The 24,885-nt window shown below is 63.5% G+C and carries 21 protein-coding genes; 5 read left to right on the forward strand and 16 right to left on the reverse strand.

The features are described 5' to 3' along the window. Positions 1-26: 26 nt before the first annotated feature. From HUI96_RS02420 to HUI96_RS02450, 7 genes are all read right to left on the reverse strand, one after another. Positions 27-1,130, reverse strand: coding sequence for an ABC transporter ATP-binding protein (locus tag HUI96_RS02420; protein WP_188253007.1), 1,104 nt, complete (start codon positions 1,128-1,130; stop codon positions 27-29). 85 nt (positions 1,131-1,215) lie between these two features. Continuing rightward, positions 1,216-1,941, reverse strand: coding sequence for an SMC-Scp complex subunit ScpB (scpB, locus tag HUI96_RS02425; protein ID WP_188253008.1), 726 nt, complete (start codon positions 1,939-1,941; stop codon positions 1,216-1,218). Further along, on the reverse strand, positions 1,938-2,735 hold the full coding sequence (locus tag HUI96_RS02430) for a segregation and condensation protein A (protein ID WP_188253199.1): 798 nt from the start codon (positions 2,733-2,735) through the stop codon (positions 1,938-1,940). Before HUI96_RS02430 ends, scpB begins: the two co-directional genes overlap by 4 nt. A 53-nt stretch (positions 2,736-2,788) precedes the next feature. Then, positions 2,789-3,808, reverse strand: coding sequence for a beta-N-acetylhexosaminidase (nagZ, locus tag HUI96_RS02435; protein ID WP_188253009.1), 1,020 nt, complete (start codon positions 3,806-3,808; stop codon positions 2,789-2,791). 103 nt (positions 3,809-3,911) lie between these two features. Then, positions 3,912-8,411 carry an SPOR domain-containing protein gene (locus HUI96_RS02440; RefSeq protein WP_188253010.1) on the reverse strand — a complete coding sequence of 1,500 codons (4,500 nt, stop codon included), beginning with the start codon at positions 8,409-8,411 and terminating at the stop codon, positions 3,912-3,914. 99 nt (positions 8,412-8,510) lie between these two features. Continuing rightward, positions 8,511-10,268, reverse strand: coding sequence for an arginine--tRNA ligase (gene argS, locus HUI96_RS02445; protein ID WP_188253011.1), 1,758 nt, complete (start codon positions 10,266-10,268; stop codon positions 8,511-8,513). Between the two features lie 60 nt (positions 10,269-10,328). After that, a complete protein-coding gene (locus tag HUI96_RS02450) occupies positions 10,329-11,549 on the reverse strand; it encodes a deoxyguanosinetriphosphate triphosphohydrolase (protein WP_188253012.1) in 1,221 nt (406 codons plus the stop codon). A 73-nt stretch (positions 11,550-11,622) separates the two neighbouring features. Here HUI96_RS02450 and erpA point away from each other — a divergent pair, with 73 nt between their 5' ends. Both erpA and xth read left to right on the forward strand, forming a co-directional pair. Then, the gene (erpA, locus tag HUI96_RS02455; RefSeq protein WP_188253200.1) at positions 11,623-11,970 is read left to right on the forward strand and encodes an iron-sulfur cluster insertion protein ErpA; all 348 of its coding nucleotides are present in this window, start codon (positions 11,623-11,625) and stop codon (positions 11,968-11,970) included. A gap of 52 nt (positions 11,971-12,022) precedes the next feature. Then, complete coding sequence (gene xth, locus HUI96_RS02460) at positions 12,023-12,805, forward strand: exodeoxyribonuclease III (RefSeq protein WP_188253013.1); 783 nt, start codon at positions 12,023-12,025, stop codon at positions 12,803-12,805. Between the two features lie 317 nt (positions 12,806-13,122). Here the strand turns inward: xth and HUI96_RS02465 are convergent, their stop codons facing one another. The 4 genes from HUI96_RS02465 to lon all read right to left on the reverse strand — a co-directional run bounded on the left by HUI96_RS02465 (position 13,123) and on the right by lon (position 17,573). Then, positions 13,123-13,947 carry a tetratricopeptide repeat protein gene (locus HUI96_RS02465; RefSeq protein WP_188253014.1) on the reverse strand — a complete coding sequence of 275 codons (825 nt, stop codon included), beginning with the start codon at positions 13,945-13,947 and terminating at the stop codon, positions 13,123-13,125. Between the two features lies 1 nt (position 13,948). Further along, positions 13,949-14,431, reverse strand: coding sequence for a hypothetical protein (locus HUI96_RS02470; protein WP_188253015.1), 483 nt, complete (start codon positions 14,429-14,431; stop codon positions 13,949-13,951). Positions 14,432-14,701: 270 nt separating this feature from the next. Continuing rightward, positions 14,702-14,974, reverse strand: coding sequence for an HU family DNA-binding protein (locus tag HUI96_RS02475; protein WP_188253016.1), 273 nt, complete (start codon positions 14,972-14,974; stop codon positions 14,702-14,704). Positions 14,975-15,164: 190 nt separating this feature from the next. After that, complete coding sequence (lon, locus tag HUI96_RS02480; protein ID WP_188253201.1) at positions 15,165-17,573, reverse strand: endopeptidase La; 2,409 nt, start codon at positions 17,571-17,573, stop codon at positions 15,165-15,167. Between the two features lie 318 nt (positions 17,574-17,891). On the opposite strand from lon, the gene HUI96_RS02485 reads away from it, so the two are divergent. Further along, positions 17,892-19,202, forward strand: a complete 1,311-nt coding sequence (locus tag HUI96_RS02485; RefSeq protein WP_188253017.1) for a DUF1513 domain-containing protein — start codon at positions 17,892-17,894, stop codon at positions 19,200-19,202. A 46-nt stretch (positions 19,203-19,248) separates the two neighbouring features. On the opposite strand, the gene HUI96_RS02490 is transcribed toward HUI96_RS02485, so the two are convergent. From HUI96_RS02490 to HUI96_RS02505, 4 genes are all read right to left on the reverse strand, one after another. Then, complete coding sequence (locus HUI96_RS02490) at positions 19,249-19,977, reverse strand: CatB-related O-acetyltransferase (RefSeq protein WP_188253018.1); 729 nt, start codon at positions 19,975-19,977, stop codon at positions 19,249-19,251. Positions 19,978-20,074: 97 nt separating this feature from the next. Next, positions 20,075-21,346, reverse strand: a complete 1,272-nt coding sequence (gene clpX, locus HUI96_RS02495) for an ATP-dependent Clp protease ATP-binding subunit ClpX (protein ID WP_188253019.1) — start codon at positions 21,344-21,346, stop codon at positions 20,075-20,077. Positions 21,347-21,638: 292 nt separating this feature from the next. Further along, positions 21,639-22,271, reverse strand: coding sequence for an ATP-dependent Clp protease proteolytic subunit (locus HUI96_RS02500; RefSeq protein ID WP_188253020.1), 633 nt, complete (start codon positions 22,269-22,271; stop codon positions 21,639-21,641). 208 nt (positions 22,272-22,479) lie between these two features. Beyond that, positions 22,480-22,812 (reverse strand): TfoX/Sxy family protein, encoded by a 333-nt coding sequence (locus HUI96_RS02505; RefSeq protein WP_188253021.1) that lies wholly within the window; start codon positions 22,810-22,812, stop codon positions 22,480-22,482. An 85-nt stretch (positions 22,813-22,897) separates the two neighbouring features. On the opposite strand from HUI96_RS02505, the gene HUI96_RS02510 reads away from it, so the two are divergent. After that, the gene (locus HUI96_RS02510; protein ID WP_188253022.1) at positions 22,898-23,395 is read left to right on the forward strand and encodes a GFA family protein; all 498 of its coding nucleotides are present in this window, start codon (positions 22,898-22,900) and stop codon (positions 23,393-23,395) included. A 70-nt stretch (positions 23,396-23,465) separates the two neighbouring features. Here HUI96_RS02510 and HUI96_RS02515 read toward each other — a convergent pair whose 3' ends face one another. Continuing rightward, entirely contained in the window at positions 23,466-24,290 is an 825-nt protein-coding gene (locus HUI96_RS02515; protein ID WP_188253023.1) for a cell envelope integrity EipB family protein, read from the reverse strand. Between the two features lie 125 nt (positions 24,291-24,415). On the opposite strand from HUI96_RS02515, the gene HUI96_RS02520 reads away from it, so the two are divergent. Beyond that, positions 24,416-24,880, forward strand: coding sequence for a RidA family protein (locus HUI96_RS02520; RefSeq protein WP_188253024.1), 465 nt, complete (start codon positions 24,416-24,418; stop codon positions 24,878-24,880). The last annotated feature ends 5 nt before the right edge of the window (positions 24,881-24,885 follow it).

The following is a 24,885-nucleotide window of genomic DNA, read 5'->3' on the forward strand; positions in this document are numbered from 1 at the left end:
CTCTAGAAACTCTTCCCGGAACTGATCTATGCGCTTTTGCGCGCCGATTCAAACAGAAGTACGTCGCTGTCCCGAAGAGAAAGCCATATATCTCGCGCACGTGATGACAAAACGCCGCAGCGCACGCGCGCTCGGACCGGAAAATCGGCCCCGGCGACGGCCAGTTCGAGCAGTTCAACCACGCCCAGATAGCGCCGGGAGATGACACGCGCCTCGATATCTCCCTCGGTTTCGCTGAAATTGAAGCCCGTCGTGCGAACTGCAACGGTTGCCTGTGCGCCGTCGGCAAGCTCTCTTGCGCCGATTTTCCCGAGCGGGGTGTCGACCGCTCCGCTTTCGACCTTGCCTTCGAAAACGTTGAGCTCCGAAAAGAAGCCGGCGACGAAGAGATCGGCCGGTCTCAGATAGAGGTCTTCCCCCCTCCCCGTCTGGATCAGCCTGCCGTCCTTCAGAAGCGCGATCCGGTCGCCCATGCGCATCGCCTCCTCGGCATCGTGGGTGACCACGATCGCGGTGGCGCGGCTTTCGCGCAGGATCGCCAGCGTTTCGGCGCGCACCGAATCCTTCAGCCGCGAATCCAGTCCCGAGAACGGCTCGTCCATCAGAAGCACCGCCGGCCGCGGCGCGAGCGCCCTGGCCAGTGCCACGCGCTGCTGCTCGCCGCCTGAAAGCACATGCGGATAGGACGAGGCATAGGCCTCGAGCCCGACCCGCGACAGCGCGTTCATGGCCTCCTTGCGCCCCTCTTCGCCGGAGAGGGCGGTCAGCCCGAACCGCACATTGTCGAGGATGGTCATGTGCGGGAACAGCGCGAAATCCTGGAAGACCAGCCCGATCGAGCGCTTCTCTGGCGGCAGGAACACCGACGGCCCGGCGATCTCGCGTTCGTTGAGCAGCACGCGGCCGGCGCTCTGCGGCTCGATACCGGCGGCGATCCTCAGCAGCGTCGTCTTGCCCGAACCGGATGGGCCGAGCAGGCAGAGCACCTCCCCCGCCTCGGCGGCCAGCGACACCCCTTGCAGCGTGTCGGACGCGGGCGCAAAGGAGTGCCAGATGTTCTCGAATTCCAGCCGGGCGGCGAATGTGACGCCTGCCGTCCTGCGGTTCGCCCTGATTTTTTCCGTCGGCAATTCGCCCGATACCTTCCCGCGTCTCGACTAGCAGCGGCGGTGCGGCGCTAAGGAGACAACGTCGCCCGGCCGCAAACGCATCCGGTCAATCATCCGTAGCGCGGGGTGTCAACAGGCCCAGTTCCTCGAGATCGATGTCGGTCAGCGGATCCTCGTCGGCGGTAAGTTCATCGGTGTCGGCGGGCGGCATCGGAACGGAGAAGTTGGACGGCATGCGCTGCGCCAGCAGTCCGGCGCCCTTGAGCTCTTCGATACCCGGCAGATCGCGGATCTCCTCCAGGCCAAAATGGTCGAGGAAGCGGTCGGTGGTGCCGTAGGTCACCGGGCGGCCAGGTGTGCGGCGCCGGCCGCGCATTCGCACCCACTCGGTCTCCAGCAGCGTATCGAGCGTCCCCTTGGAGGTCTCGACGCCGCGGATGTCCTCGATCTCTGCCCGGGTGACGGGCTGGTGATAGGCGATGATCGCCAGCACCTCCAGGGCGGCGCGCGACAGTTTCTTCTGCTGGACGGCGTCGCGGGTCATGACGAAGGCGAGGTCCGGCGCGGTTCGAAATGCCCAACCAGGCCCGACCCGGACGAGGTTCACGCCCCGGCGTGAATAGATTTGCTGCAGTTCCGCCATCACTGGCTCGATCGGAGCGCCCGCGGGCAGGCGTTGTTCAAGCTGGGCTTCGCTCACCGGCTCGGCGCTGGCGAAGACGATCGCCTCAGCCATGCGGACCGCCTCGGCGAGATGCACCCGCTCGGCCGTACTCCCGGGCACGGCATCGGCTGAAAAGGGAATAACCTTCGCCTTTGACCCTTCGCTCATTTCGCCGCTTCCGTCGACCGTTGGCCCTGCCGTCCCCTCAGATAGATCGGGGCGAAAGCTCCCGTCTGCTGCACCTCCAGCATGCCCTCGCGCACGAGTTCCAAAGTCGCGGCAAAGGAACTGGCGAGCGCCGTCTTGCGCTCCTCCGGACCGGCAAGATACTTCGCCAGGAACCGGTCCAGGGCGGTCCAGTCAGTCGTCGGCCCGATCAGACGCGCCAGGATCTCCCGCGCTTCCTTGAGCGACCACACGCCGCGCTTGGCGATCCGGACATTGGTGATCGCCCGCCGCTGCCGCTGGATGGCGTAGGCGGTGAGCAGGTCGTAAAGGCTCGCGCTATACCTGTTGCGCTTCTCAACGATCACCAGTTCCGGAGCGCCGCGAGCAAATACGTCTCGTCCGAGCCGATTGCGGTTGACCAGGCGAGCCGACGCGTCGCGCATGGCCTCCAGGCGTTTCAGGCGGAACTGCAGCACGGCGGCCATTTCCTCGCCGCTTTCGCCCTCGTCGCGCGCCTGCTTGGGGATGAGCAGGCGCGACTTCAGATAGGCCAGCCAGGCGGCCATCACGAGATAGTCGGCGGCAAGCTCAAGCCGCAGCCTCCGAGCGTGCTCGATGAACTCCAGGTACTGCTCGACGAGCGCCAGGATCGAGATTCGTGCGAGATCGACCTTCTGGTTGCGCGCCAAGTGTAAGAGCAGGTCGAGCGGACCTTCGAAGCCGTCGACATCGACCACCAACTCGGGATCGCTGGTGGCGCGTTCTTCCGCCTGGTCCGCCCAAAGGCGGTCCATCGGGATGGGTTTCGCGGCCTTCTCTGCTTCGGCCAATTCAAACCTTTCGTAGTCTACGCCACCGCCTCGAAATAGCGCGAGAATTCCGCTCGGACCTCCGCTTCGTCCGAGCCGTCTCCCGCATGCGCCATGGACAGCGCGCGCTCGGCCCGCGCAAGCGACTTGCCGGTGAGCGGCAAGGTCTTCGAGGCGATGCCCGCCATCTCTTCCATGACCCCGTTGCAGTGAAGAACGATGTCGACGCCGGCCGCAAGGATCGCGGCGGCCTTGGAGGGGAAATCCCCAGAAAGTGCCTTCATCGAGGTGTCGTCGCTGATGAGAAGGCCATCGAAGCCGATCTCGCCGCGGACGATCTCGCTGACTACTTTCCCGGAAGTAGTGGCAGGCGCAGCCGGGTCAATTGCAGCGAATATGATGTGGGCCGTCATTGCGGCCGGAAGGTCGGCCAGTTCCTTGAAGGGCGCGAAATCGTGCCGTCGCAATTCCTCGATCGGCGCGTCCACGGTCGGCAGCGAATGATGCGTGTCGAGAAGCGCACGCCCATGGCCCGGCATATGCTTCATCACCGGAAGCACGCCGCCGGCAAATAAACCCTCGGCGGCGGCGCGTCCGAGCGCGGTAACCATATTCGGGTCCTTGCCGTAGGCACGGTTGCCGATCACATCGCTCGCCCCCTCGACCGGCACGTCCAGCACCGGCAGGCAGTCGGCATTGATGCCGAAGCGCTTCAGGTCGAAGGCATGCAGCCGCGAGAGCAGCCATGCCGCCCTGAGGCCCGCTTCCCGGTCCTCCTGATAGAGCGCGCCGATCGCGGCGGCGGGAGGATAGTTGGGCGCGATCGGCGGGCGCAAACGCTGCACCCGGCCACCCTCCTGATCGATGAACACCGGTGCGTCCGGACGGCCGACCGCGTCGCGCATCGAGGCGACGAGGTCCGCAATCTGGGCCGGCTCGCCGATGTTACGGGCGAACAGGATGAAGCCCCAGGGTCGTTCGTCCGCGTAGAACCGGATTTCGTCCTGACTGACGGACTTGCCGGCACAGCCGAGAATCATCGCCTTTGATTCGCTCATGCCGTCTTCTACGCCTTCTGGGCCCTGCAATGAACGACAAAACCGGCGTGGCAGGTGCCCGCGCCGGTTTTCGTGTTCGGAACCGCGGCCAGCGCGGCTCAGATCATCGCGTGACGAAGCAATTGCCTCCGGCGGCCTTGTAGCTCTCGCAGAGCTTCACTGCGTCGTTGCGGCTTTCGGCCGGGACGCGGACCCGCCAGAAGGTGCCCTTGCCCGCAATCTCGGCCTTCACGATGTTGGCCTGCTTGCCCTCCAGCACGCCGCCATAGCGCCGCAGCAGGTCCTGATAGGACGATTGCGCAGCGGCCTCCGTCGGCTGGGAAGCGATCTGCATGGACCACGACCCGCCGGCGGCTGCAGGCGCGAGACCCGCGACCTGCTGCGGCTTCACCTCGCCGACGATGTCGATAGGCTGATCGGAGGGACGGGCCGGCGCGATCGGTGCGCGATCGGGCGTGATCCCGATCGTGCCCTGGGCTTGTGGCATGGCCTCGGCCGGCTGGGCGGCCGCCGTCTGGTCGGCAGCGGCGGTTTCCGGCAACGATGCTGCACCAGCAGGTGCTGCCGTCATCCCGCTCTGGGCCTCGGCCGGCAGCGCGGCGGCGTCGCCGCTGGCAGACAGCGGGGCTGTAGCGGCCGGATCGACGATGCTCTCCGAAGCTGAGTCCGCGGCTTGATCGGCCGCCGGAGCGGGCTCCTCGCGCGGCACCAGCGTGCCGTCAGCCTTGACGATCATGGTCCGGACCTTGCGAGGCGCAACGGCGGCGACTTCCATGGTCTCGTCCACGCCGGCGCCCGCGGCCTGCTCGACCCTGTCCTCGCTCTTGGCGGAGGGCGCCGCAGCAGCATCGGAGCCTGCCTCGTCAGCCAGCATCGCCTGGGCGCTCTCCAGATCCGCGTTGTCAACGCCGGGAAGATCGAACGGATCATCCTGCGGCATCGGAATCTCGACCGGCTCCTCGGCGCTGGAGATGAGCTTCTCCTGGGTCGGCTCGGCGGCTGTCCCGGCGCCAGCCACCGTGTCATAGACCTTGCTGTCCTGGTTCGGGATGCTGACGCCGCCGGGATTCTCCGGCTTGACCTTCACCGGCGACGGATCGGCCTTGACCAAGGCGACTTCGTCGCCGCCGGGCCCGGAGCCGAACGACATTGCCAAGGCGCCGATGCCGCCCAGCATGGCAACGCCGCCTACAACTGCCGCGATTATCATTCCGCGCCTGCGCGACGATCTTTCGCCGACGGGAGCATAGGCCGGCTCTGAAAAATCCTCCTCCTGGTCCGGATCGAAGGCAAATTCGACATCATTGGGTTCGGTCTGGTTTGCCGATTGCTGGCGCAGGTAGGTGGCCGCATCCGGCTTGCTCGCGTAGCCGACATCGTAGCCCTGAGGCTGTGCGGCCCCTGCCGCGAGGGCGGCTGCCGTCATAGCCGCACCCGCTGCCGAAGCCGCGTCGTCGCCATATGGATCGGCTTCCGCCTGCCCCTTCAAACGGATCTCTCGCGAAGCGTCCGCCTGCGGTGCCGCCGAGGCGATTTCTGCACCGCGGACATTCATGTCCTCGAGCAGGGACGAAAACTCGGCGTCCAGATCGTCGAATGGCGCTGCCGGAACCGGCTCGGGTTCAAAGGCTATCTCCGGCAGTTCCAGGTCGTCCGCCAGCGCTACCGCCTGCTCCGGCACGTCGATTGTTTCGATCTCCGGCACGTCCTCCCGGATGGCAGGCCTCGCCAGGGAACTCGCGAAGGACGGAGCGTGCTCCGGATACTGCGGCTCGCCGCGCGCATGCGCTGGAGAGTTGAAATGAGGGTTCTGCAGGCTCGCGGACAGAGCTGCGAGCGCGGCGTAGGGATCGTCCCTATGCGTGGGCTCCTCGGCCTGCTCGGCGACCGGGGTGGACTGCCTCTCGTCCACGCTCCCGTCTGCCGCGGCACTCGTCAGAGCGGCTTCAAACGCATGGTCGTCGAAAGCAAACTCCAGATCAGGTTCCGGCGCTTCCTCAAAAGCGTGCGGCCCCGGAATGTCGTGATGATACTGCGCAGCCTGCCGGTCTTCTTCTGAATACGCCGCGGAGGCGCGATGGTTATCGCTGGCTTCAGCAGCGCGCCATTCGTTATCGCCGGCGAGCGATCCACGCAGCGGCACGCGGACCCAATCGTCCTCGACATCGCTTTGAGGCGCAATTTCAGCGGCGCTTTCCTCGAACGACGGCTCCTCAGGGGCCTGCGGCTGGTCTTCGGCCGCTAAATCGTTGCCGAGAAGCGCATTCAACTCCTGCTCGAGACTGAGTTCCAGAGCCTCAGCCGGCGAGGGCTGATCAATCGGCGCGGACGCGTTCCCGGCATGCACTTCTGCGGTCTCGGGCCAATGCTCGACCAAAGGCTGTATGACCGCTGCGGGGTAGGCTTCGTTGCTCGCCCCCCCCTCTTCGTGGGCAGCCTGTTCAAAGGAGGCGCTGGTCTCTTCCCAGGCTACCGGCGCCTGATGCCACTCGGGTGCGGCGACGACATGCGGCTCGGAATGATCCGTATCGTCGATAACCGCCCCGGCAATCTCCGAAGCCTCGCCGACTCCAGCCGCTTCTTCTTCCTGAATAGCATCCTGACCGGCCCACGGCTGAGGCTGTTCCCCAATCCAGTCCTGATGCTGTTCGCCGGCCTGATATGCGACGTCATAGGCTGCCGCAATCTCGCCCTGCGGCAGTTCCAATTCGCCGGCTTCGAGGGAGACGTGATCCGGGGTGACCTCCTGGCTCCATTCCTCGCCGATCTGGTAACCGGCCTCAGCAGCAGCCTGAAATTCGACCTGGTGCGCATCCAGATCAGCGGCCTCGGGCCAGGTGCGATCTGTGACGCCCTCCTGGTTCCACTGTTCGGGGGCCTGATACTCGGCCGCATGCTCCGTCTGGGCCTCGCCCTGCGGCGCCTGCAAATCCGCGGCTTCGGTCAAGGAGCGGCCAATGTCGCTATCCTCGTTCCACTGCTCGCCAGTCTGGTTCTCGGCCGCATACTCCGTCCGGGCCTCGCCCTGCGGTACTTCTTGTGCAGCTTCCGACCAAGAGCTGTCCTCTGCAACCTGTTCGACTTCGAACTCGGCCTCGACAAAAACGTTCAGTTGCTCTTCGAAAGCGGCAGCGAAATCGGACTCAATGGAGGCTTCCGGCTGCGCGGCCAGGGGCGCTACTTCGGGCTGCGCCCACGCAGTTTCCTCGGCCGCATATTCCGTCGGGGCCTCGGCCAGCGGCGACTCCGCATCGGCAGCTTCCGGCCAAGCGTGGTCTCCCGCGACCTGTTCGACCTCGGGTTCGGCTTCGACAGAAACGCTCAGTTGCTCATCGAAAGCGGCAGCGAAATCGGACTCAATGGAGGTTTCCGGCTGCACGGCCAGGGGCGCTGGCTCGGGCTGCGCCCACGCAGTTTCCTCGGCCGCATACTCTGTCTGGGCTTCGGCCAGCGGCGACTCCGCATCACCAACTTCCGACCAAGCGCAGCCTTCCGCGACCTGCTCGATCTCGGGTTCCGCCTCGACAAGAGCGCTCAACTGCTCATCAAAAGCGGCAGCGAAATCGGACTCAATCTCAATGGAGGTTTCCGGCTGCGCGGCCAGCGGCGCTGCTTCGGGCTGCGCCCACGCAGTTTCCTCGGCCGCATATTCCGTCTGGGCTTGGGCCAGCGGCGACTCCGCATCACCAACTTCCGACCAAGCGCGGCCTTCCGCGACCTGCTCGATCTCGGGTTCCGCCTCGACAAGAGCGCTCAACTGCTCATCAAAAGCGGCAGCGAAATCGGACTCAATCTCAATGGAGGTTTCCGGCTGCGCGGCCAGCGGCGCTGCTTCGGGCTGCGCCCACGCAGTTTCCTCGGCCGCATATTCCGTCTGGGCCTCGGCCAGCGGCAACTCCGGATCAGCAGCTTCCGACCAGGCGCGATCTTCCGCGATCTGTTCGCCTTCCGACTCACCCTCGGCCACAACGTCCAGTTGCTCATCGAAAGCGAAATCAAGGGACGGGTCCGCCTGCGCGAAATGAGGCGCTAGTTCGGACTGCGCCCATGCACCTTCCTCGGGCGCAGCGCTGGCCTGGTCCGGGAATCCGTCGTGCTGGAAGGTCTCGTCGATGCCGATCTCTTTATCCACGCTGGATGTGTAAGCCTCGGCGGTCGCTGTATTCCCCTCTTCGGGGAAACCCTCGTGAGGATAGTCGAGGGTAAGTTCAGCGCTCTGTGCCGACAGGTCGCCCGCCGTTTCATCGGGCTGATACTGATCCGCGAGTTCCATTTCCGCGGCTGCGGGCTGCTCGATTGACTGAGCTTCGTGCGAAAGAGCCTCCGGCGCAGCGCTGAACTGCCAATCCACCTGCTCGGAAGCATGGAAAGTGTCGTCGGCCAGATCGCCCAAAAGTTCGCGCTCAAGATCAAGGCTCAGATCCGATTGCTCGAAGTGGGCAGGGTCCGGATCGGACTGTACCGCCGGCTTGACCTCCTTGACGGCCGCCGGCTTTGCGGGCTCGCGCGGATCGAAGCCCATTATCCTGGTCAGTTCCGCGAAGGGATCGTCGTCCGAAATTGCAGACTGGTCGGCGATCTTGCGGGATGCTTGCTCTGCCATGCTTGGTACCGAATCTCGACACAAAAGGACGCGTAAGCGTCAGGCGTGGCCGCGCCGTACCAGCGTAATGTGGGCAAAAGGTGACCCGGTCACCCTCGGCTATCGCATCTCGCTTGGCGCTTCGGCCCCGATCAGCCCAAGTCCGGACGTGATCACGTCCAATACCGCTTGGACCAGTCCGAGCCTGGCATAGCTCAATTGTGGGTCGGTAACCTTAACAAAGCGTAAGTCGGGGTTGTCTGTCCCCCGATTCCACTGCGCATGGAACAGGCTGGCAAGATCATAAAGGTAGAACGCCAGTCTGTGAGGCTCGAGCGACTGCGCCGCCTGTTCGATGAGACGGGGGTATTCTGCGAGCTTGCGGATCAGCGCAATCTCGCTTTCCTCGGTGAGCAGTTGCGCATCTGCGCAGAGTTCCTCACGCGCGTTCGGCACGCTCCCAAACTGCTCGTTCGCCTGCCGGAAGACCGAATGGCAACGCGCGGAAGCGTACTGGACGTAGAAGACCGGATTGTCCTTCGACTGCTCAGTGACCTTGGCGAAGTCGAAGTCCAAGGGAGCGTCGTTCTTGCGGTAGAGCATCATGAAACGGATCGGATCGCGACCGACCTCTTCCACGACTTCGCGCAGCGTGATGAAATCGCCGGAGCGCTTCGACATCCGCACCGGCTCGCCTTGGCGGTAGAGCTTCACCAACTGGCAGAGGAGCACGGTGAGCTTGAGCTTGTCGCCACCCAACGCCCGCGCCAGCGCCTCCATGCGCTTGACATAGCCGCCATGGTCGGCGCCGAGCACGAAGATCGTGTGATTGAAGCCGCGCCTAATCTTGTCCTTCAGATAGGCGACGTCGGCGGCGAAATAGGTGAACTGCCCGTCCGACTTCACCAAGGGCCGGTCGATGTCGTCTCCGACCGCCGTCGAGCGGAACAGCGTCTGCTCGCGGTCCTCCCAGTCTTCCGGCTTCTCGCCCTTCGGCGGCGGCAGCTTGCCCTTGTAGATATGCCCTTCCATCGTCAGTTCGGCAATGACGGCACGGATCGCCTGCTCGTTGTTGGCGTGCAGCGTGCGTTCCGAGAAGAACACTTCGTGGTGGACGTTGAGCAGCGCAAGATCCTCGCGGATCATGGCCATCATGGCGTGGATCGCGCGGTCCTTGACGATCTCCATCGCCTCCTCATCCGGCATCTTCAGGAGGCCGTCGCCATATTCCACCGCCAACTGCCGGCCGAGGGGAACCAGGTAATCGCCCGGATAGAGACCGGGCGGAATTTCGCCGATGTTCTCGCCCAGCGCTTCGCGGTAGCGCAGCATCACCGAGCGGGCGAGCACGTCGATCTGCGCGCCGGCGTCGTTGATCAGGTATTCCTTGGTCACGTCATGCCCGGTGAAGGCGAGCAGGTTGGCGAGGGTGTCGCCCACCACCGCGCCACGGCAATGGCCGACATGCATCGGTCCCGTCGGGTTGGCCGAGACGTATTCGACGTTGACCTTGGCACCGCGCCCCATGTCGGAGCGTCCGAAATCCACACCGAGCCTCACGAGGTCCCGCAGATATCCGTGCCAGTAGGAGTTCCTGAGGCGAAGATTGACGAAGCCGGGACCGGCGACGGTGGCCTCCTCGACGTCCGGATCGGCCTTCAGCGCAGCGGCGATCCGTTCGGCGAGCGCGCGCGGGTTCTGGCCGGCAGTCTTGGAAAGCACGAGGGCGGCATTGGTGGCCAGATCACCGTGGCTGGGGTCGCGCGGCGGCTCTACGGCCATGCGCCCGAAATCCAGAGCACCGCCGTCCGACGATTTCAGATCGAGGCCTTCCACGGCTTTCCTGATCCGCTCGTTGAAGTCGGCGAAAACGTTCATTCTGGAATTCCTGGGAGGTTGCGGCACGCGGATCATCCAGCAGCCGGAATGGTGCTTGCCCTAGCGCAATTCAGGCGTCTGGTCAAACAGACGGGAATACTCCTTGATGGCGTAGGTGTCGGTCATCCCGGCGAGGAAATCCGCTACGTGACGGGCCTTGATCCGCGGCTCGGCGCGGTCCAACCCCTCGCGCCATCCTTCGGGCATCTCGCGCGGGTCGGCGTAGTAGGCATCAAACAGTTCCCGCACGATCCTGTCCGCCTCGGCGCGCACCCTCATGACCTCGGAATGCCGATAGATGTGGCTAAACAGGAAGGCCTTCAGTTCCTTCTCCTCTGCCGCCATATCGTCGGAGAAGGTGACGATCGTAAGCCCTGCCGCCCGCACATCCTCGACGCTCTGCGGCCGGACGGCATCGAGGTTGGCATGCGCCGCCACGATGACGTCCTCGACCATCCGCGTGATCTGCCTGCGCATCAGTTCGTGACCGGTCCGCACCGGATCGAGACGCGGATAGAGGGCCCCCACCTCCGCCAGCAGCCGCCCCGGAAGCGAGACTTCGCCCAGCATGTCGAGCGTGAGCAGTCCGGCCCTCAGCCCATCATCGATGTCATGCGTGTTGTAGGCGATGTCGTCGGCGATCGCCGCACATTGAGCCTCGGGGCTCGCATGGCGGTCGAGCTCGAGGTCGTGCAGTTCGCTGTAGTCTATGATCGAGCGCGGCACGGGACCCTTCAGCCCCTCCCCGTCCGGTCCTGTCAGCGGGCCGTTGTGCTTGACCAGTCCTTCCAGAGTCTCCCAGCTTAGGTTCAGGCCGTCGAACTCGGCGTAACGGCGCTCAAGCCGCGTGACCACCCGCAGCGACTGGGCATTGTGGTCGAAGCCGCCCCAGCCCGCCATCTTCTCGTTGAGCGCATCCTCGCCGGTATGGCCGAACGGCGTGTGGCCGAAATCGTGCACCAGCGCCAACGCCTCCGCCAGATCCTCGTCCAGCCGCAAGGCTCGGGCGAGCGCGCGGGCAATCTGCGCCACCTCGATCGTATGGGTGAGGCGCGTGCGAAAATGGTCGCCTTCATGTGCCACGAACACCTGGGTCTTGTGTTTCAGGCGGCGGAAGGCGGTGGAATGGATGATGCGGTCGCGGTCGCGCTGGAAAGGAGTGCGCGTCGGGCTCTCGCTTTCGGCGAACAGCCGCCCGCGGCTTTTCGCCGGATCGCTCGCCCAGGGGGCGCGAGGGCGATAGCCAAAACCGATCTGGCCTAGTTCAGGTGCCTCGCTCATGGTGTCGCCGCAGGTTGACTCCCAGGAGTCCGCTTCATAGCTATTGGAGAGAAATCCAATGCAAGGCAAGCCCATGAACGCGGATGCCAAGTCTGCAATCAAGGTAGAGATGACCGACGCCGCGGCCAAGCGCATTGCGGCGATTCTGGCCAGGGAACCGAGCAAGGCGGCCTTGCGCGTTTCCGTCGAAGGCGGCGGCTGTTCAGGATTCTCCTACAAGTTCGATCTCGTGGACAGCCGCAACGACGATGACGTCGCGATCGAGAAGGGTGACGCCACCGTTCTCATCGACGATCTTTCCATGATCTACATGGCGGGGTCGGTGATCGACTTCGTCGACGATCTGATGGGGCAGTCCTTCCAGGTCAGGAATCCCAACGCCGTCGCCTCCTGCGGCTGCGGCACCAGTTTTTCCATCTGAACGAACTGCTGCAGGCCGCCTCTCCGGTTCAACCTGCGGCTTGGGGGCACGCGTGAAGATCGCAACCTGGAACATCAACGGCGTCAAGGCGCGTATCGGCAATCTGCTCACCTGGCTCAAGGAGAGCGCGCCGGACATCGTGTGCCTGCAGGAGATCAAGTCGGTCGACGACCAGTTCCCGCGCGCCGAGATCGAGAGCCTCGGCTACAATGTCGAGACGCACGGCCAGAAGGGATTTAACGGCGTAGCTCTGCTGTCAAAGCTCAAGTTCGACGAGGTCAACTGCCGCTTGCCCGGCGACTCCGACGACGAGCAGGCCCGTTTCATCGAAGGCGTGTTCTCGACCGAGAAAGGCGCACTGCGCGTCGTCTCGCTTTATCTGCCGAACGGCAACCCGATCGGCGGCGAGAGATTCGCCTACAAGCTCAGATGGATGGAGCGGTTCGAGAAGTGGGCGAAGGAGCGCCTCGCCCTGGAAGATCCAATGGTGCTCGCCGGCGACTACAACGTCATCCCCGAGCCCACCGACGCACGCTTTCCCGAAAACTGGGTGAATGACGCGCTCTTCCAGCCCGAGAGCCGACGCGCATTCAGGCAGATCGTCAACTTGGGCTTCACCGAGGCCACGCGTGCCGTGACCGATTCCACCGACGTCTTCACCTTCTGGGACTATCAGGCCGGGGCCTGGCAGAAGAACAACGGCATCCGCATCGATTTCCAACTGCTTTCTCCGGAAGCGGCTAACCTGCTCGTGTCCTCATCGGTCGAGAAGCACGTGCGCACCTGGGAGAAGCCGTCGGACCACGTACCGGTCGTGACCGAACTGGCGATCTAAAGTTCGAAGCCTCAGGTGCGTCCTTCGAGGCTCGCCCGCTTTAGTTTCATCTTTCTATTCAAAGCCTTGCGGGCTCGCACCTCAGGATGAGGAACGTGGGGTGCCCATCACCCTTACCCTCCCCCGCACGCGGGCAGAGGGTAGGTCGCCAGCGTTGCACCCGGCCTGCTTCTCCCTATGACGGGGAGAAGGTCCTGGCAAAGGGACGAGGGGCAGCGCCAACATTCCTCATCCTGAGGTGCGGGCCCGCAGGGCGTAAAAATGAAGCATTGACCCCCGGCGGGCGAGCCTCGAAGGACCCACAAGGCGCCAAGCCGCTACTGCGTGCCAGCGGTGCTACCCTTAAGGTAGTCCTCGGCCAGGGCAATGGCAGTTCGACGGTCCGTCTCGGCAGCCAGCGCAAACGCTTCTTCCTGCATGCCGCGGATCCAGACCTTGTCCGAGGGCGAGGCGCGCTCGAGAGCCGCCGTCATCATCGCAAGGCCGCGCACGACCTTGCCGCTTTCAAAGAGCAGGTTCCCGAGGGTGGCCTGCGCTCCCGCATGGCCCTTCTCGGCTGCGAGCTGCAGCCATCGTCCGGCTTGACGGATGCTCTTCTTCACGCCTTCGCCGTTCAGGAACATCTTGCCCATCTCATACTGGGCGCTCGGGTTGCGATAGGTGGCAGCAGCCCGCATGTAGTATTGCTGCGCGGCCGCGGGATTGGCGCTCACCGGACTGCCGGGAATGCCGCTCTTCCAGTAGCTGCCTAGTGCCACCAGCGCATCCGACATGTAGCTTTCCTCGGGGCTGCCTGGCTCAACGTCCTGATCGACGATCTCGCTGAAGAACTTGAAGGCCTCGTAGTCGTTGCGATCGACCCCATCGCCCTCGGCATACATGCGCGCCAGCTTCCAGGTCGCGCCGAGTTGTCCGTTCTCGGCCGCATAGCGATAGGCTTCAACGGCCTGGTCCTTGTGCCCGCTCTTGTAGGCACTGAAGCCGAACTGGAACACAGCCCAAGGGTTGGACTTTTGCTTCACCTCGCCCTTGTCGTCGAAGATATTCTGGTCGAAAGCTCGCGACGGGACTGTGGCCAGCAGGGAGGCTGCAAGCAGCACCCCCACGATTTTCAACTTCGAAACGACCGCTGCACTCCGCATTTCAGCCTGCACTCCCGACGACGCTCTGCGCAGCAGACTTGGCGTTCGTCGCCGACGTGATTATCCAACGCGCGCGGCGCGAATTTGATCGCACCGTGGCAAAAACTGTGTACGCGCTCGCCGAGAGGGACGTTCGAGGAAGGGGCAATCCACCTTCGTCGCGCAGGACGAGCAGACGCCCCAGCGCGCCGATCGGCGATGTGCGGTCCCCGGAGAGCACGTGTCGATTGCCTGAGACACGTTTGCGGCCGAAGCGAGCATCGCTGTGGTCGCCACAGCGGAACGCTTGTTCGATCTGCGAAGATTGCCAGTCCATTTCGACCAAAGTGGGGCACCCTGGGACGGCCTGCGGGGCCAGCGAGAGCCCGGAGAAGCCGAATTCTGCCCTGACATATACCCGGCCCACCTTGACACCGTCGGAGTCGGAATTAGCGCCGGAGGCGCCAACACTCTCAAACGACGTCTTGACCGATGAACCGCGCATTTCCTTCCTTACCGCCCTTCAGCGGCTGATCTTCTTCAGCTCTGCCAGGGCCAATCGGGTGCTCCGGTTTTATGGCGGGAAAGCGGCAGATTTGACGCACATACTCCTAGCTGAAAGCTGATTGAGAATCTGTTGCGGAATAGCCACAAGTTGCATGGGTCCGGTGAGGACTTGCCGAATACATTCGGTGATTCGGGGGCCCAAAATAAAACCCCGCCTTGTGGGCGGGGTTCTTCGAAGCCTGTGGACAGGCTCTCGGATAGGATGGGACTAGTTGACGGCGTCCTTCAGTCCCTTGCCGGCCGTGAACTTCGGCACGGTGCGCGCCGGAATCTTGACCTCCGCGCCCGTCTGCGGATTGCGGCCGGTGGAGGCGGCACGCTTTGAGACGCTGAAGTTGCCGAAGCCGACGAGGCGGACGTCGCCCCCATTCTTGAGCTCGCTGGTGATAACCGAGAAGACTGCCTCGACAGCAGCCTGGGCCTTGTTCTTCTCGATACCGGCCTGCTCGGCGACGGCGGATACAAGTTCATTCTTGTTCATCAATCAATCCTTCCCTGAGACATCCGGCGCCAGCAACAAAGCGGCCGGACACGGACTCTTTGGAACTCTAACTTCCCTCACGCGGGATCGCCGCCCTCAGCCGGCAAAAACCCCGGAGTTCCGCCGTTTCCCACATGAAAAAGCCGGGCGCAAGGCCCGGCTTACAGATAGTGAGGCTTAAACCCCCGAATTAATGGGCAAGTGCCTTTCCGGCATCGTCCACGGCCTCGGCCGGAACCGGGGTTGCCGCCTCCGACCACTGGATCGGCTCCGGCATCCTGACCAGCGCATGCTGCAGGACTTCACCCACCCGGCTGACCGGGACGATCTCGAGCCCGCTCTTCACGTTGTCCGGGATGTCGGCCAAATCCTTGGCGTTCTCTTCCGGGATCAGCACCTTCTTGATGCCGCCCCTGAGCGCCGCAAGCAGCTTCTCCTTGAGCCCGCCGATCGGCAGGACGCGGCCGCGCAAGGTGACCTCACCCGTCATGGCGATGTCGGCCCGGACCGGGATGCCCGTCAGCACCGACACGATGGCGGTGGCCATGGCGATGCCGGCGGACGGCCCGTCCTTCGGCGTGGCACCCTCGGGCACGTGCACGTGGATGTCGCGCTTATCGAAGAGCGGCGGCTCGATGCCGAAATCGATGGCCCGGGAGCGGACATAGGATGCCGCGGCCGAGATCGACTCCTTCATCACGTCCTTCAGGTTGCCGGTGACCGTCATCTTGCCCTTGCCGGGCATCATGACGCCTTCGATCGTCAGCAGTTCGCCGCCGACCTCGGTCCAGGCCAAGCCCGTGACCACACCGACCTGATCGTCCGTCTCAGCCGAGCCGAAGCGGAAGCGCGGCACGCCGAGGTAGTCGGACAGGTTCTTGGGCGTGACCCTCACAGACTTCTTCTTGGTCTTGATGATCTCGGTCACCGCCTTGCGCCCGAGCTTCATCAGCTCGCGCTCGAGGCTACGGACGCCTGCTTCCCGCGTATAGGTCTGGATGATCGCGCGAATCGCATCCTCGGAGACAGAGAACTCCTTCGGCTGCAGCGCGTGGTCACGCACCACCTTGGGCATCAGGTGCCGCTTTGCGATCTCGACCTTCTCGTCCTCCGTGTAGCCGGCGATACGGATGATCTCCATGCGGTCCATGAGCGGCGCAGGGATGTTCAGCGTGTTCGCAGTCGTCACGAACATCACGCTCGACAGGTCGTATTCGACCTCGAGGTAATGGTCCATGAAGGACGCGTTCTGCTCCGGATCGAGCACCTCCAGAAGGGCCGAAGAGGGATCGCCGCGGAAGTCCTGGCCCATCTTGTCGATTTCGTCGAGCAGGAAGAGCGGGTTGGACTTCTTCGCCTTCTTCATCGACTGGATGACCTTGCCGGGCATCGAGCCGATATAGGTGCGGCGGTGGCCACGGATCTCGGCCTCGTCGCGGACGCCGCCGAGCGCCATGCGCACGAACTCGCGGCCGGTCGCCTTGGCGATCGACTTGCCAAGCGAGGTCTTGCCGACGCCGGGCGGTCCGACGAGGCACAGGATCGGGCCCTTCAGCTTCTTCTGACGGCTCTGGACGGCGAGGTACTCGACGATGCGGTCCTTGACCTTGTCGAGGCCGAAGTGATCGGCATCGAGCACTTCCTGCGCGAAGCTCAGATCCTGCTTTACCTTGGAGTTCTTGCCCCACGGGATCGACAGCAGCCAGTCGAGATAGTTGCGCACCACCGTCGACTCCGCCGACATCGGCGACATCGAACGCAGCTTCTTCAACTCGGCCTCCGCCTTCTCGCGGGCCTCCTTGGAGAGCTTCGTCTTCTTGATGCGCGCCTCGATCTCGGCGACCTCGTCGCGGCCGTCCTCGCCCTCGCCGAGTTCCTTCTGGATCGCCTTCATCTGCTCGTTGAGGTAGTACTCGCGCTGGGTCTTCTCCATCTGGCGCTTGACGCGCGAGCGGATGCGCTTCTCCACCTGCAGGACGGAGATCTCGGCCTCCATGAAGCCCATCGCCTTCTCGAGACGATCCTTGACGGAAAGCGTCGCCAGCATCTCCTGCTTCTCGGGGATCTTGATCGCAAGATGCGAGGCAACCGTGTCGGCGAGCTTGGAGAAATCGTCGATCTGGCTGGCTGCACCAACCACCTCGGGCGAGATCTTCTTGTTCAGCTTCACGTAATTTTCGAAGTCGGCGACGACGGAGCGCGCAAGCGCCTCGAGTTCGACCTCTTCTTCCACCGGTTCGGCAAGCACGCTGGCCCGCGCCTCGTGGAACTCTGAGCGCTCGGTGAAGCTCTCGATCTGCGCGCGCGCGGTACCTTCGACCAAAACCTTCACGGTTCCGTCGGGAAGCTTCAAAAGCTGCAGCACATTGGCAAGCGTGCCGACCTTGTAGATCGCGTCCGCGTCCGGATCATCATCCGCGGCATTCATCTGGGTCGCGAGCAGGATCTGCTTCTCCGCGCCCATGACGTCTTCCAGCGCCTTGATTGATTTCTCGCGCCCGACGAACAGCGGCACGATCATGTGGGGGAAAACCACGATGTCGCGCAGCGGCAGAACCGCGTAGCTGCCATTGTCGGGGATGCGGGGTAATCTGGCCATCATTGAACCTTTCTTTCGCAGCCGCGTAAGCCAACTGCGAATCCCATTGTAACGGGCACTGCCCATTCCGCCTATTGCCGAATGGTGCGGCGATTGCGAGCACGGAAGGGGAGCCCCGATCTGCGTCTTAGGTGGCGTCCCGAAGGCTAAAGATCAAGGGCAAGCCACGGAACCCCCGGCATAAATCGGAGGATTGTTTCGACTTGATCGCTGGCTGATATTCCGCAAGATTGTGAGCGGATTGCGGCACTTAAGAGTTGAAGTAAATGAAGCTTTTTGCATGCGGCGCAGCTTGGCCTGCGGCCGGGGAGCTTAGCCGTGAAAGTTGATCGCCGCAGCCTCCTGGCGGGAGGCGCACTGCTTGGACTGGCCGCAGCGGCCCCCTCCCCGGCGTCAGCCCAGCCGAAGCAGACGAGTAAGACAAACCCTGCGAAGTTGAAGCATGTGGCGGTCTACGTGCCCGGCTATATGCCGGAATATGCCTATGCCAACGGCAAGCCGCTCGACGCCAATCGCCGTTTCACCCGCGCCATCAAGGACAAGGACGCGATCAAGCGGATGATCACGCGCGTCGGCATGGACGGATCGATCAGACAGACGCTGCTCCCCGTGAATGCTCACGACGTCGAGGTCGCGCCGGATCGCTCGATCGGCGTGCTCTGCGGTTTCGAAGGCGGCGAGCATTGCTCCTTCGATCCCGACACCCTGGAAATGGCGGCAATCGCGCCCTCCTTCCGCGAGGGTTGGCGGGGCGGCGGCCATGCCGTCTATCTCGACGGCGGCAAAACCCTTGTGGTGTCGGAGCGTTCGCCGAAGCAGCAGGCAAACGGCAAGCTCGAGCATCTTTTCGGCCGCCTCACGATCCGCGACCCTGAAAGCCTCAGGATCCGCGAGAGCTATTCGACCCACGGCGTCGACCCTCACGACATCCGCCTCACCGAGGACGGAAAGTACATCGTCGCCGCGAACTACGGCTCCGTGATCTCGCCTAAGACAGGTGAGCATACGGTTCCGCGCACCGTGGCCGAGGCTTCCATCACCGTTATCGAGTTGTCCACCGGCAAACTGGTGGACAAGCGCAAGACACCCACAGGGCGCACCGAGATCAGGCATCTGGCCGCCGGCGCCATCGACCGGATCTTCGCGATCCAGTCGACCTATGGAAGCGACCGGGAGCAAGCCAACCAGCTTCGCGGCGACGCTGCCGCCTACGATGCCGACCTGACCAGCGAACCGGGCCTGAACTACATCGGCGCGGCGACCCTGAAATACGACGCCCGCACAAGGAAGCTGTCGAAGATGGGAGACAGGCACGCCACCGCCTTGATGCGGCACGGCCTCTCGATCCGCTACGATTCGCGCCACGATCAGGTGCTCGCCAGCTACCCGAGTTCGCATCACCTGATGATCTTCGACGGAGCCACCGGCGCTGTCGTCGAGCGGATCGACACGCGCACCATGGGCCTACGCTATCCCTGTGGCATCACGCTGCTGCCGGACGGCGAGCACTATGCCGTGACCGGCTATTGGGAGAGCATGTTCGTGTTCGAGCGCGGCACGCACCGCCTGGTGCGGGAGCTCTGCCAGTATCCGATGTTCTTCGGACACAGCCACATCACCTCGGCATAATGATACATGCGGACGGGCCGGCGTGGGCTCGCCCGCGGCGGCCGCACTACCAGGATATTCCGCGGTCCAGCACCGTGAGGCCGCCGCCCTTTGTGAGGAGCACCGTCCTTTTCGGGATGGGCTCAGCCTCGCCCCTTGCGACGAGGCGCTCCACGTCGTCCAAGGCCTTGTGCGGGTTGTTGAACCGCACCCCCAGAAGGCTGTCGGCGGTATAATTCCACCACCGCACCCGCTTCATCCGTTCGATGAGCTCAGGTTCGAAACGATAGCGCAGTATTCTGGCGGGAACGCCCGCGACGATGGCATAGGGAGGGACGTCTTTTGTGACCACTGCGCCTGCGCCGATGATCGCGCCATTCCCGATGGTCACGCCCCGCAGCACAACCGCCTTGGCTCCAATCCAGACATCATGGCCGACCTTGATCGGAGAAGGCTGCCTGGGACGGAGTGCATAGACGTGATCGCGCTTCTTGGACCAGCGGGTCGACACCGAGGCGGCGCCATACTGGAAAGGATGTGTCGACAGCCAGTCGGTCGGGTGCTCGCCGCCCCCAAGCGTTACGCCTTCGGCGATCGAACAATAGCGCCCGATCGAACTGACGCCAGAAAGCGTCGTGTTCAGCCGCGCATAGCTGTAGGCGCCCACCACTCCCTTCATGGAAATCTCGCCATCCAGGTTCACCGGCGGCTCGCATTCGACCTGGCCGGAAAGGATCGCCCGGGCGCCGAACTGCACCCCGTTCTCAAGGCATTGTTTTCTGAAGGCCTTGTCCATTCACTGGTTCCGATGAATACGCGACTGCCCCGTTCAGCCGCTAAGACATGAAAACGGCGCCCGGAGGCGCCGTAAAAGATGGTCAGCGTTCACACGCTCAGGCGCTGACGCCCTTCTTTTCCTTCTGCTCGGAGTAGATGTAGAGCGGCCGCGCGCTGCCCGTGACGACCTCTTCCGAGATGACCACCTCCTGCACCCCTTCCAGGGCCGGCAACTCGAACATGGTGTCGAGCAGGATGGCCTCCATGATGGAGCGAAGGCCGCGAGCACCGGTCTTCCGCTCGATCGCGCGCCTGGCGATCGCCGACAGGGCGTTCTCGTGGAAGGTCAGTTCGACATTCTCCATCTCGAACAGCCGCTGATACTGCTTCACCAGAGCGTTCTTCGGCTCGGTCAGGATCTGGATCAGCGCCGCCTCGTCGAGGTCCTCGAGCGTGGCGAGCACCGGCAGACGTCCGACGAACTCGGGGATCAGGCCGAACTTCAGCAGGTCTTCCGGCTCGACAAGCCGGAACAGGTCGCCGGTGCGGCGGTCTTCCGGCGAAGCGACGTTGGCGCCGAAGCCGATCGAGGTCTTGCGGCCGCGGTCGGAGATGATCTTGTCCAGCCCTGCGAACGCGCCGCCGCAGATGAACAGGATGTTCGACGTATCCACCTGCAGGAACTCCTGCTGCGGATGCTTGCGGCCACCCTGCGGCGGCACGGATGCGACCGTGCCTTCCATGATCTTCAGGAGAGCCTGCTGCACCCCCTCGCCCGACACGTCGCGGGTGATCGAGGGGTTGTCGGACTTGCGGCTGATCTTGTCGATCTCGTCTATGTAGACGATGCCGCGCTGCGCGCGCTCGACATTGTAGTCGGCCGACTGAAGGAGCTTCAGGATGATGTTCTCTACATCCTCGCCGACATAGCCCGCCTCGGTGAGAGTGGTCGCGTCGGCCATGGTGAACGGCACGTCAATGATGCGGGCGAGCGTCTGGGCAAGCAGCGTCTTGCCGCAGCCGGTCGGACCGATCAGCAGGATGTTCGACTTCGCCAGTTCCACGTCGTTGTTCTTGGACGCGTGAGCGAGCCGCTTGTAGTGATTGTGAACGGCGACCGACAGCACGCGCTTGGCGTACGGCTGGCCGATCACATAGTCGTCAAGAACCTTCAGGATCTCCTGCGGGGTCGGAACGCCCTCGCGGGACTTCACCATCGAGGTCTTGTTCTCCTCGCGGATGATGTCCATGCAGAGCTCGACGCACTCGTCGCAGATAAAGACCGTCGGGCCGGCGATGAGCTTGCGCACCTCGTGCTGGCTCTTTCCGCAGAACGAGCAGTAGAGCGTGTTCTTGGAATCGCCGCCGCCGGAATTGACTTTGCTCATGTCGTTCAAGTCCTTTCAGAACCGCGTCCCGGCTGAGCTGCCAGGCTGCGGCCTCTAGTAATAGCGGTGCGAACGCCCCAATGCCAGCAGCAAGCCGCAGCAGCAATCCGCAGTCAATCCGGATGCAAGTCCGCGCTTCGCCGATACCCCACCCGAAGCTAAGCCGTCGAAACTCAACATAGGCTTAACGTAGGAGGGACCAACCTCCGAGGGAACAGCAAAATGTGTCCGAATTGCCGCAAGCCCGAGAGAAAATGATCTCGGGTCCTGCGGGTTCCGGTCGACCCCTACATTATCCCTGGAGCGGGCTTTCAATGGCCTCGCGGGTGGAGATCACCTTGTCGATCAGGCCGAACTCGCGCGCCTCTTCGGAGGTCATGAAGTGGTCGCGGTCGAGCGTCCGCTCGATCGTCTCGTAATCGCGGCCCGTATGCTTCACATACACCTCGTTGAGGCGTCGCTTCAGCTTGATGATGTCCTGGGCATGGCGCTCGATGTCGGACGCCTGGCCCTGGAAGCCGCCAGAGGGCTGGTGAACCATAATCCGGGCGTTCGGAGTGGCGAAACGCATGTCCTGGTGGCCGGCGGTCAGCAGCAGCGAGCCCATCGAGGCCGCCTGACCGATGCACAGCGTCGACACCGCCGGCTTGATGAACTGCATGGTGTCGTAGATCGCCATGCCGGAGGTCACCACGCCGCCCGGCGAGTTGATGTAGAGGGAGATCTCCTTCTTCGGGTTCTCGGCCTCGAGGAACAGCAGTTGGGCGCATACGAGGGTGGCCATGCCGTCCTCGACCGGACCGGTGATGAAGATGATGCGCTCCTTGAGCAGGCGCGAGAAGATGTCGTAGGCGCGCTCGCCGCGATTGGTCTGCTCGACCACCATCGGCACGAGGTTCATGTAGGTTTCGACCGGATCCTTCATGTCAGTCCCTTGTCTGGCGGAAATCTCCGCCGGGCCGGCGGAATCGGGGTTTCTATCGTCCCCCCGTAAATAGGATGGCCGCTCTGCCTTCTGCAAGGTCGCTTACTGCAATCGCGGCGGCCCGCGTTGACCAGCCCAGCAATCGTCCTAGCCCGCCGCGGCTCGGGAAGGCCGGCTGGAAGCGGATCAAGATCCGCCGTCACTGCGGCTAGGCGGACTGTCCGGCCGAGCGCAAGGCCGCCTCATAGGCCTTTCGCGTCCAGCGAGCCAGTTCATCGGAATCGTCCAACGCGCTCTCGGGCACGGTCCAGTACGGCATCTCGACCGTCTTGCCGCTGCGCCTGTGGGGATAGGTGAACTGCCGCGCGCCCGCCTCTGCGAACTCGGGCGCGCTGATCGCGTCCGCCTTGAGCATGAGTTCGCCGCGCAGGACGATCGCTACGATCAAACCATCGTGATAGATGCCCTTTCCGCTGAACATCCGGCAGGTCGTGACCGGTCCGAGGCCGGAGAAGATGTCTGCGATAAGCTCGTCATCCATGCGCGATCATGGCCCCGCCGCAGGGACTTGTCATCAGCGAACCGGCGCGCGAACCTGGGTCAGCAGCCAACACTGGAGACAAGCCTTGCCACTTCTTCTCAAAGGCTCCTGCAGTTGCCGCGCCGTCCGGTTCGAAGTGGAGAGCCACACCCCGGTTCCGTTCATGCTGTGCTACTGCTCGATCTGCCGCAAACAGCAGGGCGGCGGCGGGTATGCGATCAATCTCGGCGCGACATCGGCGACCCTGAAGTTCGACGGCGAAAGCCATCTGGGGCTTTACCGCGCCGAGATACAGGATGACGAGCGGCCGGTTTGCGAGGTCTCGACCGGAGAGCGGCGGTTCTGCAAGGAATGCGGCTCGGCGCTCTGGCTATACGATCCCACCTGGCCAGAGCTTGTGCACCCCTTCGCCTCGGCCATTGATTCGGAACTGCCGAAGGCGCCGAGCCAAGTCCACATCATGCTGAAATACAAGCCGAACTGGGTGGAACCGGACATCAGGCCCGGTGACGTCAGCTTCGAGCTCTATCCCGAAGACTCGATCGCCGACTGGCACAAGAAGCACGGGCTCTGGGTGGACTGAGACCCGCTAGCGCCAGCAACTATCGCCCATCCACCCGATCAGCCGAGCCCGGGCGGTTTCGGCTGGTCGCCTACTTGCAGGAGGCAGCCGGCTTGTCGAAGACGGCGAGATCGACCAGCTTGCCCTTCATGGAAAAATCGCCGTAGTCCATCACGAGGTCGCGCGTCAGTCCGTTCTCGTGCAGCTTGAAGGCGATCCGGTACTCGGGAACCTCCTCGCCACCTTCGTTGCTGTCGTCGAAATAGGCAATGTCTACCGGCCAGTACTTGTCCGTGGCGAGTTCGTGCAGAGCCGGCAATTCCGGGTCACTCGGAGATGCGGAGCTCTTCTTGCCGACGACGACTGTCGTCATCATCACCTTGTCAGCATTTTCCGAGCCATCGAAGATATCCGTCTCGTAGAAGGATTGGCCTTTGTTCGCCTTGTCGATCAGTTCGCGGAGGTGCTCGGTGGGGAAGCGGCTGGGGCGCAGTTCAAGGCTGTTCTTCTCGGGCTTCTCGATCTCCACCTTGACCTTGTCGGGCTCGCGCGTAGCCGTTCCCTTCAGTTCCTTTTCCAGCGCCTGGTCGGTGTAGGACTTGGTCACGAAAGAGAAAGTCTTCCCCTCGCCGTCCTCGAACGTGGTCGTCTGCTGGTCGTTCATGCGCGAGCTCTCGCCGGTATCGATCTGCGTGACGAACCGGAAATTCACCGTGTACCCTTCGCACGGAGAACCGTTGAACTCGTAAACCATACGGCCGCGCAGCCCGGTGATGCCGGAGCGGTCCGACGCCTTGTCCAGCGCCAGGTCGTACACCGCCCGGTGGGCAATGAGCGGGACGGCTTCAGAGGCGGTCGCCGCCCCGAGTAGCGGCAGGCCGACAAGAGCGAAGATGATGGACCGCGACACGCGCATGGGGAACTCCGATAGGCATTGGAGGGGCGTTGGCGGTATTGTCTCAAAAAAGTCGTGGCGGAATCCAGGCAAAAATTGCAGGTTCGGCCGAAGGCAGTTCGCAACTGCGAAAAGAGGGAATGGAAATGAGCGACACAATCGACGGTCGGCTAGAGAAGCTCGGCATCACAATTCCGCAGGCGGCAGCCCCAGCCGCCAACTACGTTCCCTTCATGCGCAGCGGCAATCTGCTGTTCACCGCCGGCCAGCTGCCCCTGCGGGAAGGCAAGCTGATCGCCACCGGCCTTCTGGGCAGAGATCTTGATGTAGCAGGTGGCAGCGAGGCGGCAAGGCAGTGCGCGATCAACATCCTGGCACAGGCGAAGGCGGCGCTGGGCTCACTCGAGGCCATCAAGCGTGTGGTGAAGATCACCGTCTTCGTCGCCTCGGCTCCGGATTTCGTCGAGCAGCACCTGGTTGCCAACGGCGCCTCCGACCTTCTCGTGGCAGTTCTGGGAGACGCAGGCACGCATGCGCGATCGGCGGTCGGCATGGCCTCCCTGCCGCTCAATGCGCCGGTCGAGGTCGAAGCCATCATCGAAGTCGGTTGAGGCTG

This window comes from Pseudaminobacter soli (ex Zhang et al. 2022) (assembly GCF_014595955.1).
In the GTDB taxonomy this organism is placed as follows: Bacteria; Pseudomonadota; Alphaproteobacteria; order Rhizobiales; family Rhizobiaceae; genus Kumtagia; species Kumtagia pseudosoli.

Excerpts from the sequence above, each read along its gene's own strand:
- scpB (WP_188253008.1), bottom strand. The coding sequence starts at position 1,941 with ATGAGCGAAGGGTCAAAGGCGAAGGTTATTCCCTTTTCAGCCGATGCC.
- HUI96_RS02430 (WP_188253199.1), bottom strand. The coding sequence starts at position 2,735 with ATGGACCGCCTTTGGGCGGACCAGGCGGAAGAACGCGCCACCAGCGAT.
- nagZ (WP_188253009.1), bottom strand. The coding sequence starts at position 3,808 with ATGAGCGAATCAAAGGCGATGATTCTCGGCTGTGCCGGCAAGTCCGTC.
- HUI96_RS02440 (WP_188253010.1), bottom strand. The coding sequence starts at position 8,411 with ATGGCAGAGCAAGCATCCCGCAAGATCGCCGACCAGTCTGCAATTTCG.
- argS (WP_188253011.1), bottom strand. The coding sequence starts at position 10,268 with ATGAACGTTTTCGCCGACTTCAACGAGCGGATCAGGAAAGCCGTGGAA.
- HUI96_RS02450 (WP_188253012.1), bottom strand. The coding sequence starts at position 11,549 with ATGAGCGAGGCACCTGAACTAGGCCAGATCGGTTTTGGCTATCGCCCT.
- erpA (WP_188253200.1), top strand. The coding sequence starts at position 11,623 with ATGAACGCGGATGCCAAGTCTGCAATCAAGGTAGAGATGACCGACGCC.
- HUI96_RS02465 (WP_188253014.1), bottom strand. The coding sequence starts at position 13,947 with ATGCGGAGTGCAGCGGTCGTTTCGAAGTTGAAAATCGTGGGGGTGCTG.
- HUI96_RS02470 (WP_188253015.1), bottom strand. The coding sequence starts at position 14,431 with ATGCGCGGTTCATCGGTCAAGACGTCGTTTGAGAGTGTTGGCGCCTCC.
- HUI96_RS02475 (WP_188253016.1), bottom strand. The coding sequence starts at position 14,974 with ATGAACAAGAATGAACTTGTATCCGCCGTCGCCGAGCAGGCCGGTATC.
- lon (WP_188253201.1), bottom strand. The coding sequence starts at position 17,573 with ATGGCCAGATTACCCCGCATCCCCGACAATGGCAGCTACGCGGTTCTG.
- HUI96_RS02490 (WP_188253018.1), bottom strand. The coding sequence starts at position 19,977 with ATGGACAAGGCCTTCAGAAAACAATGCCTTGAGAACGGGGTGCAGTTC.
- clpX (WP_188253019.1), bottom strand. The coding sequence starts at position 21,346 with ATGAGCAAAGTCAATTCCGGCGGCGGCGATTCCAAGAACACGCTCTAC.
- HUI96_RS02500 (WP_188253020.1), bottom strand. The coding sequence starts at position 22,271 with ATGAAGGATCCGGTCGAAACCTACATGAACCTCGTGCCGATGGTGGTC.
- HUI96_RS02505 (WP_188253021.1), bottom strand. The coding sequence starts at position 22,812 with ATGGATGACGAGCTTATCGCAGACATCTTCTCCGGCCTCGGACCGGTC.
- HUI96_RS02515 (WP_188253023.1), bottom strand. The coding sequence starts at position 24,290 with ATGCGCGTGTCGCGGTCCATCATCTTCGCTCTTGTCGGCCTGCCGCTA.
- HUI96_RS02520 (WP_188253024.1), top strand. The coding sequence starts at position 24,416 with ATGAGCGACACAATCGACGGTCGGCTAGAGAAGCTCGGCATCACAATT.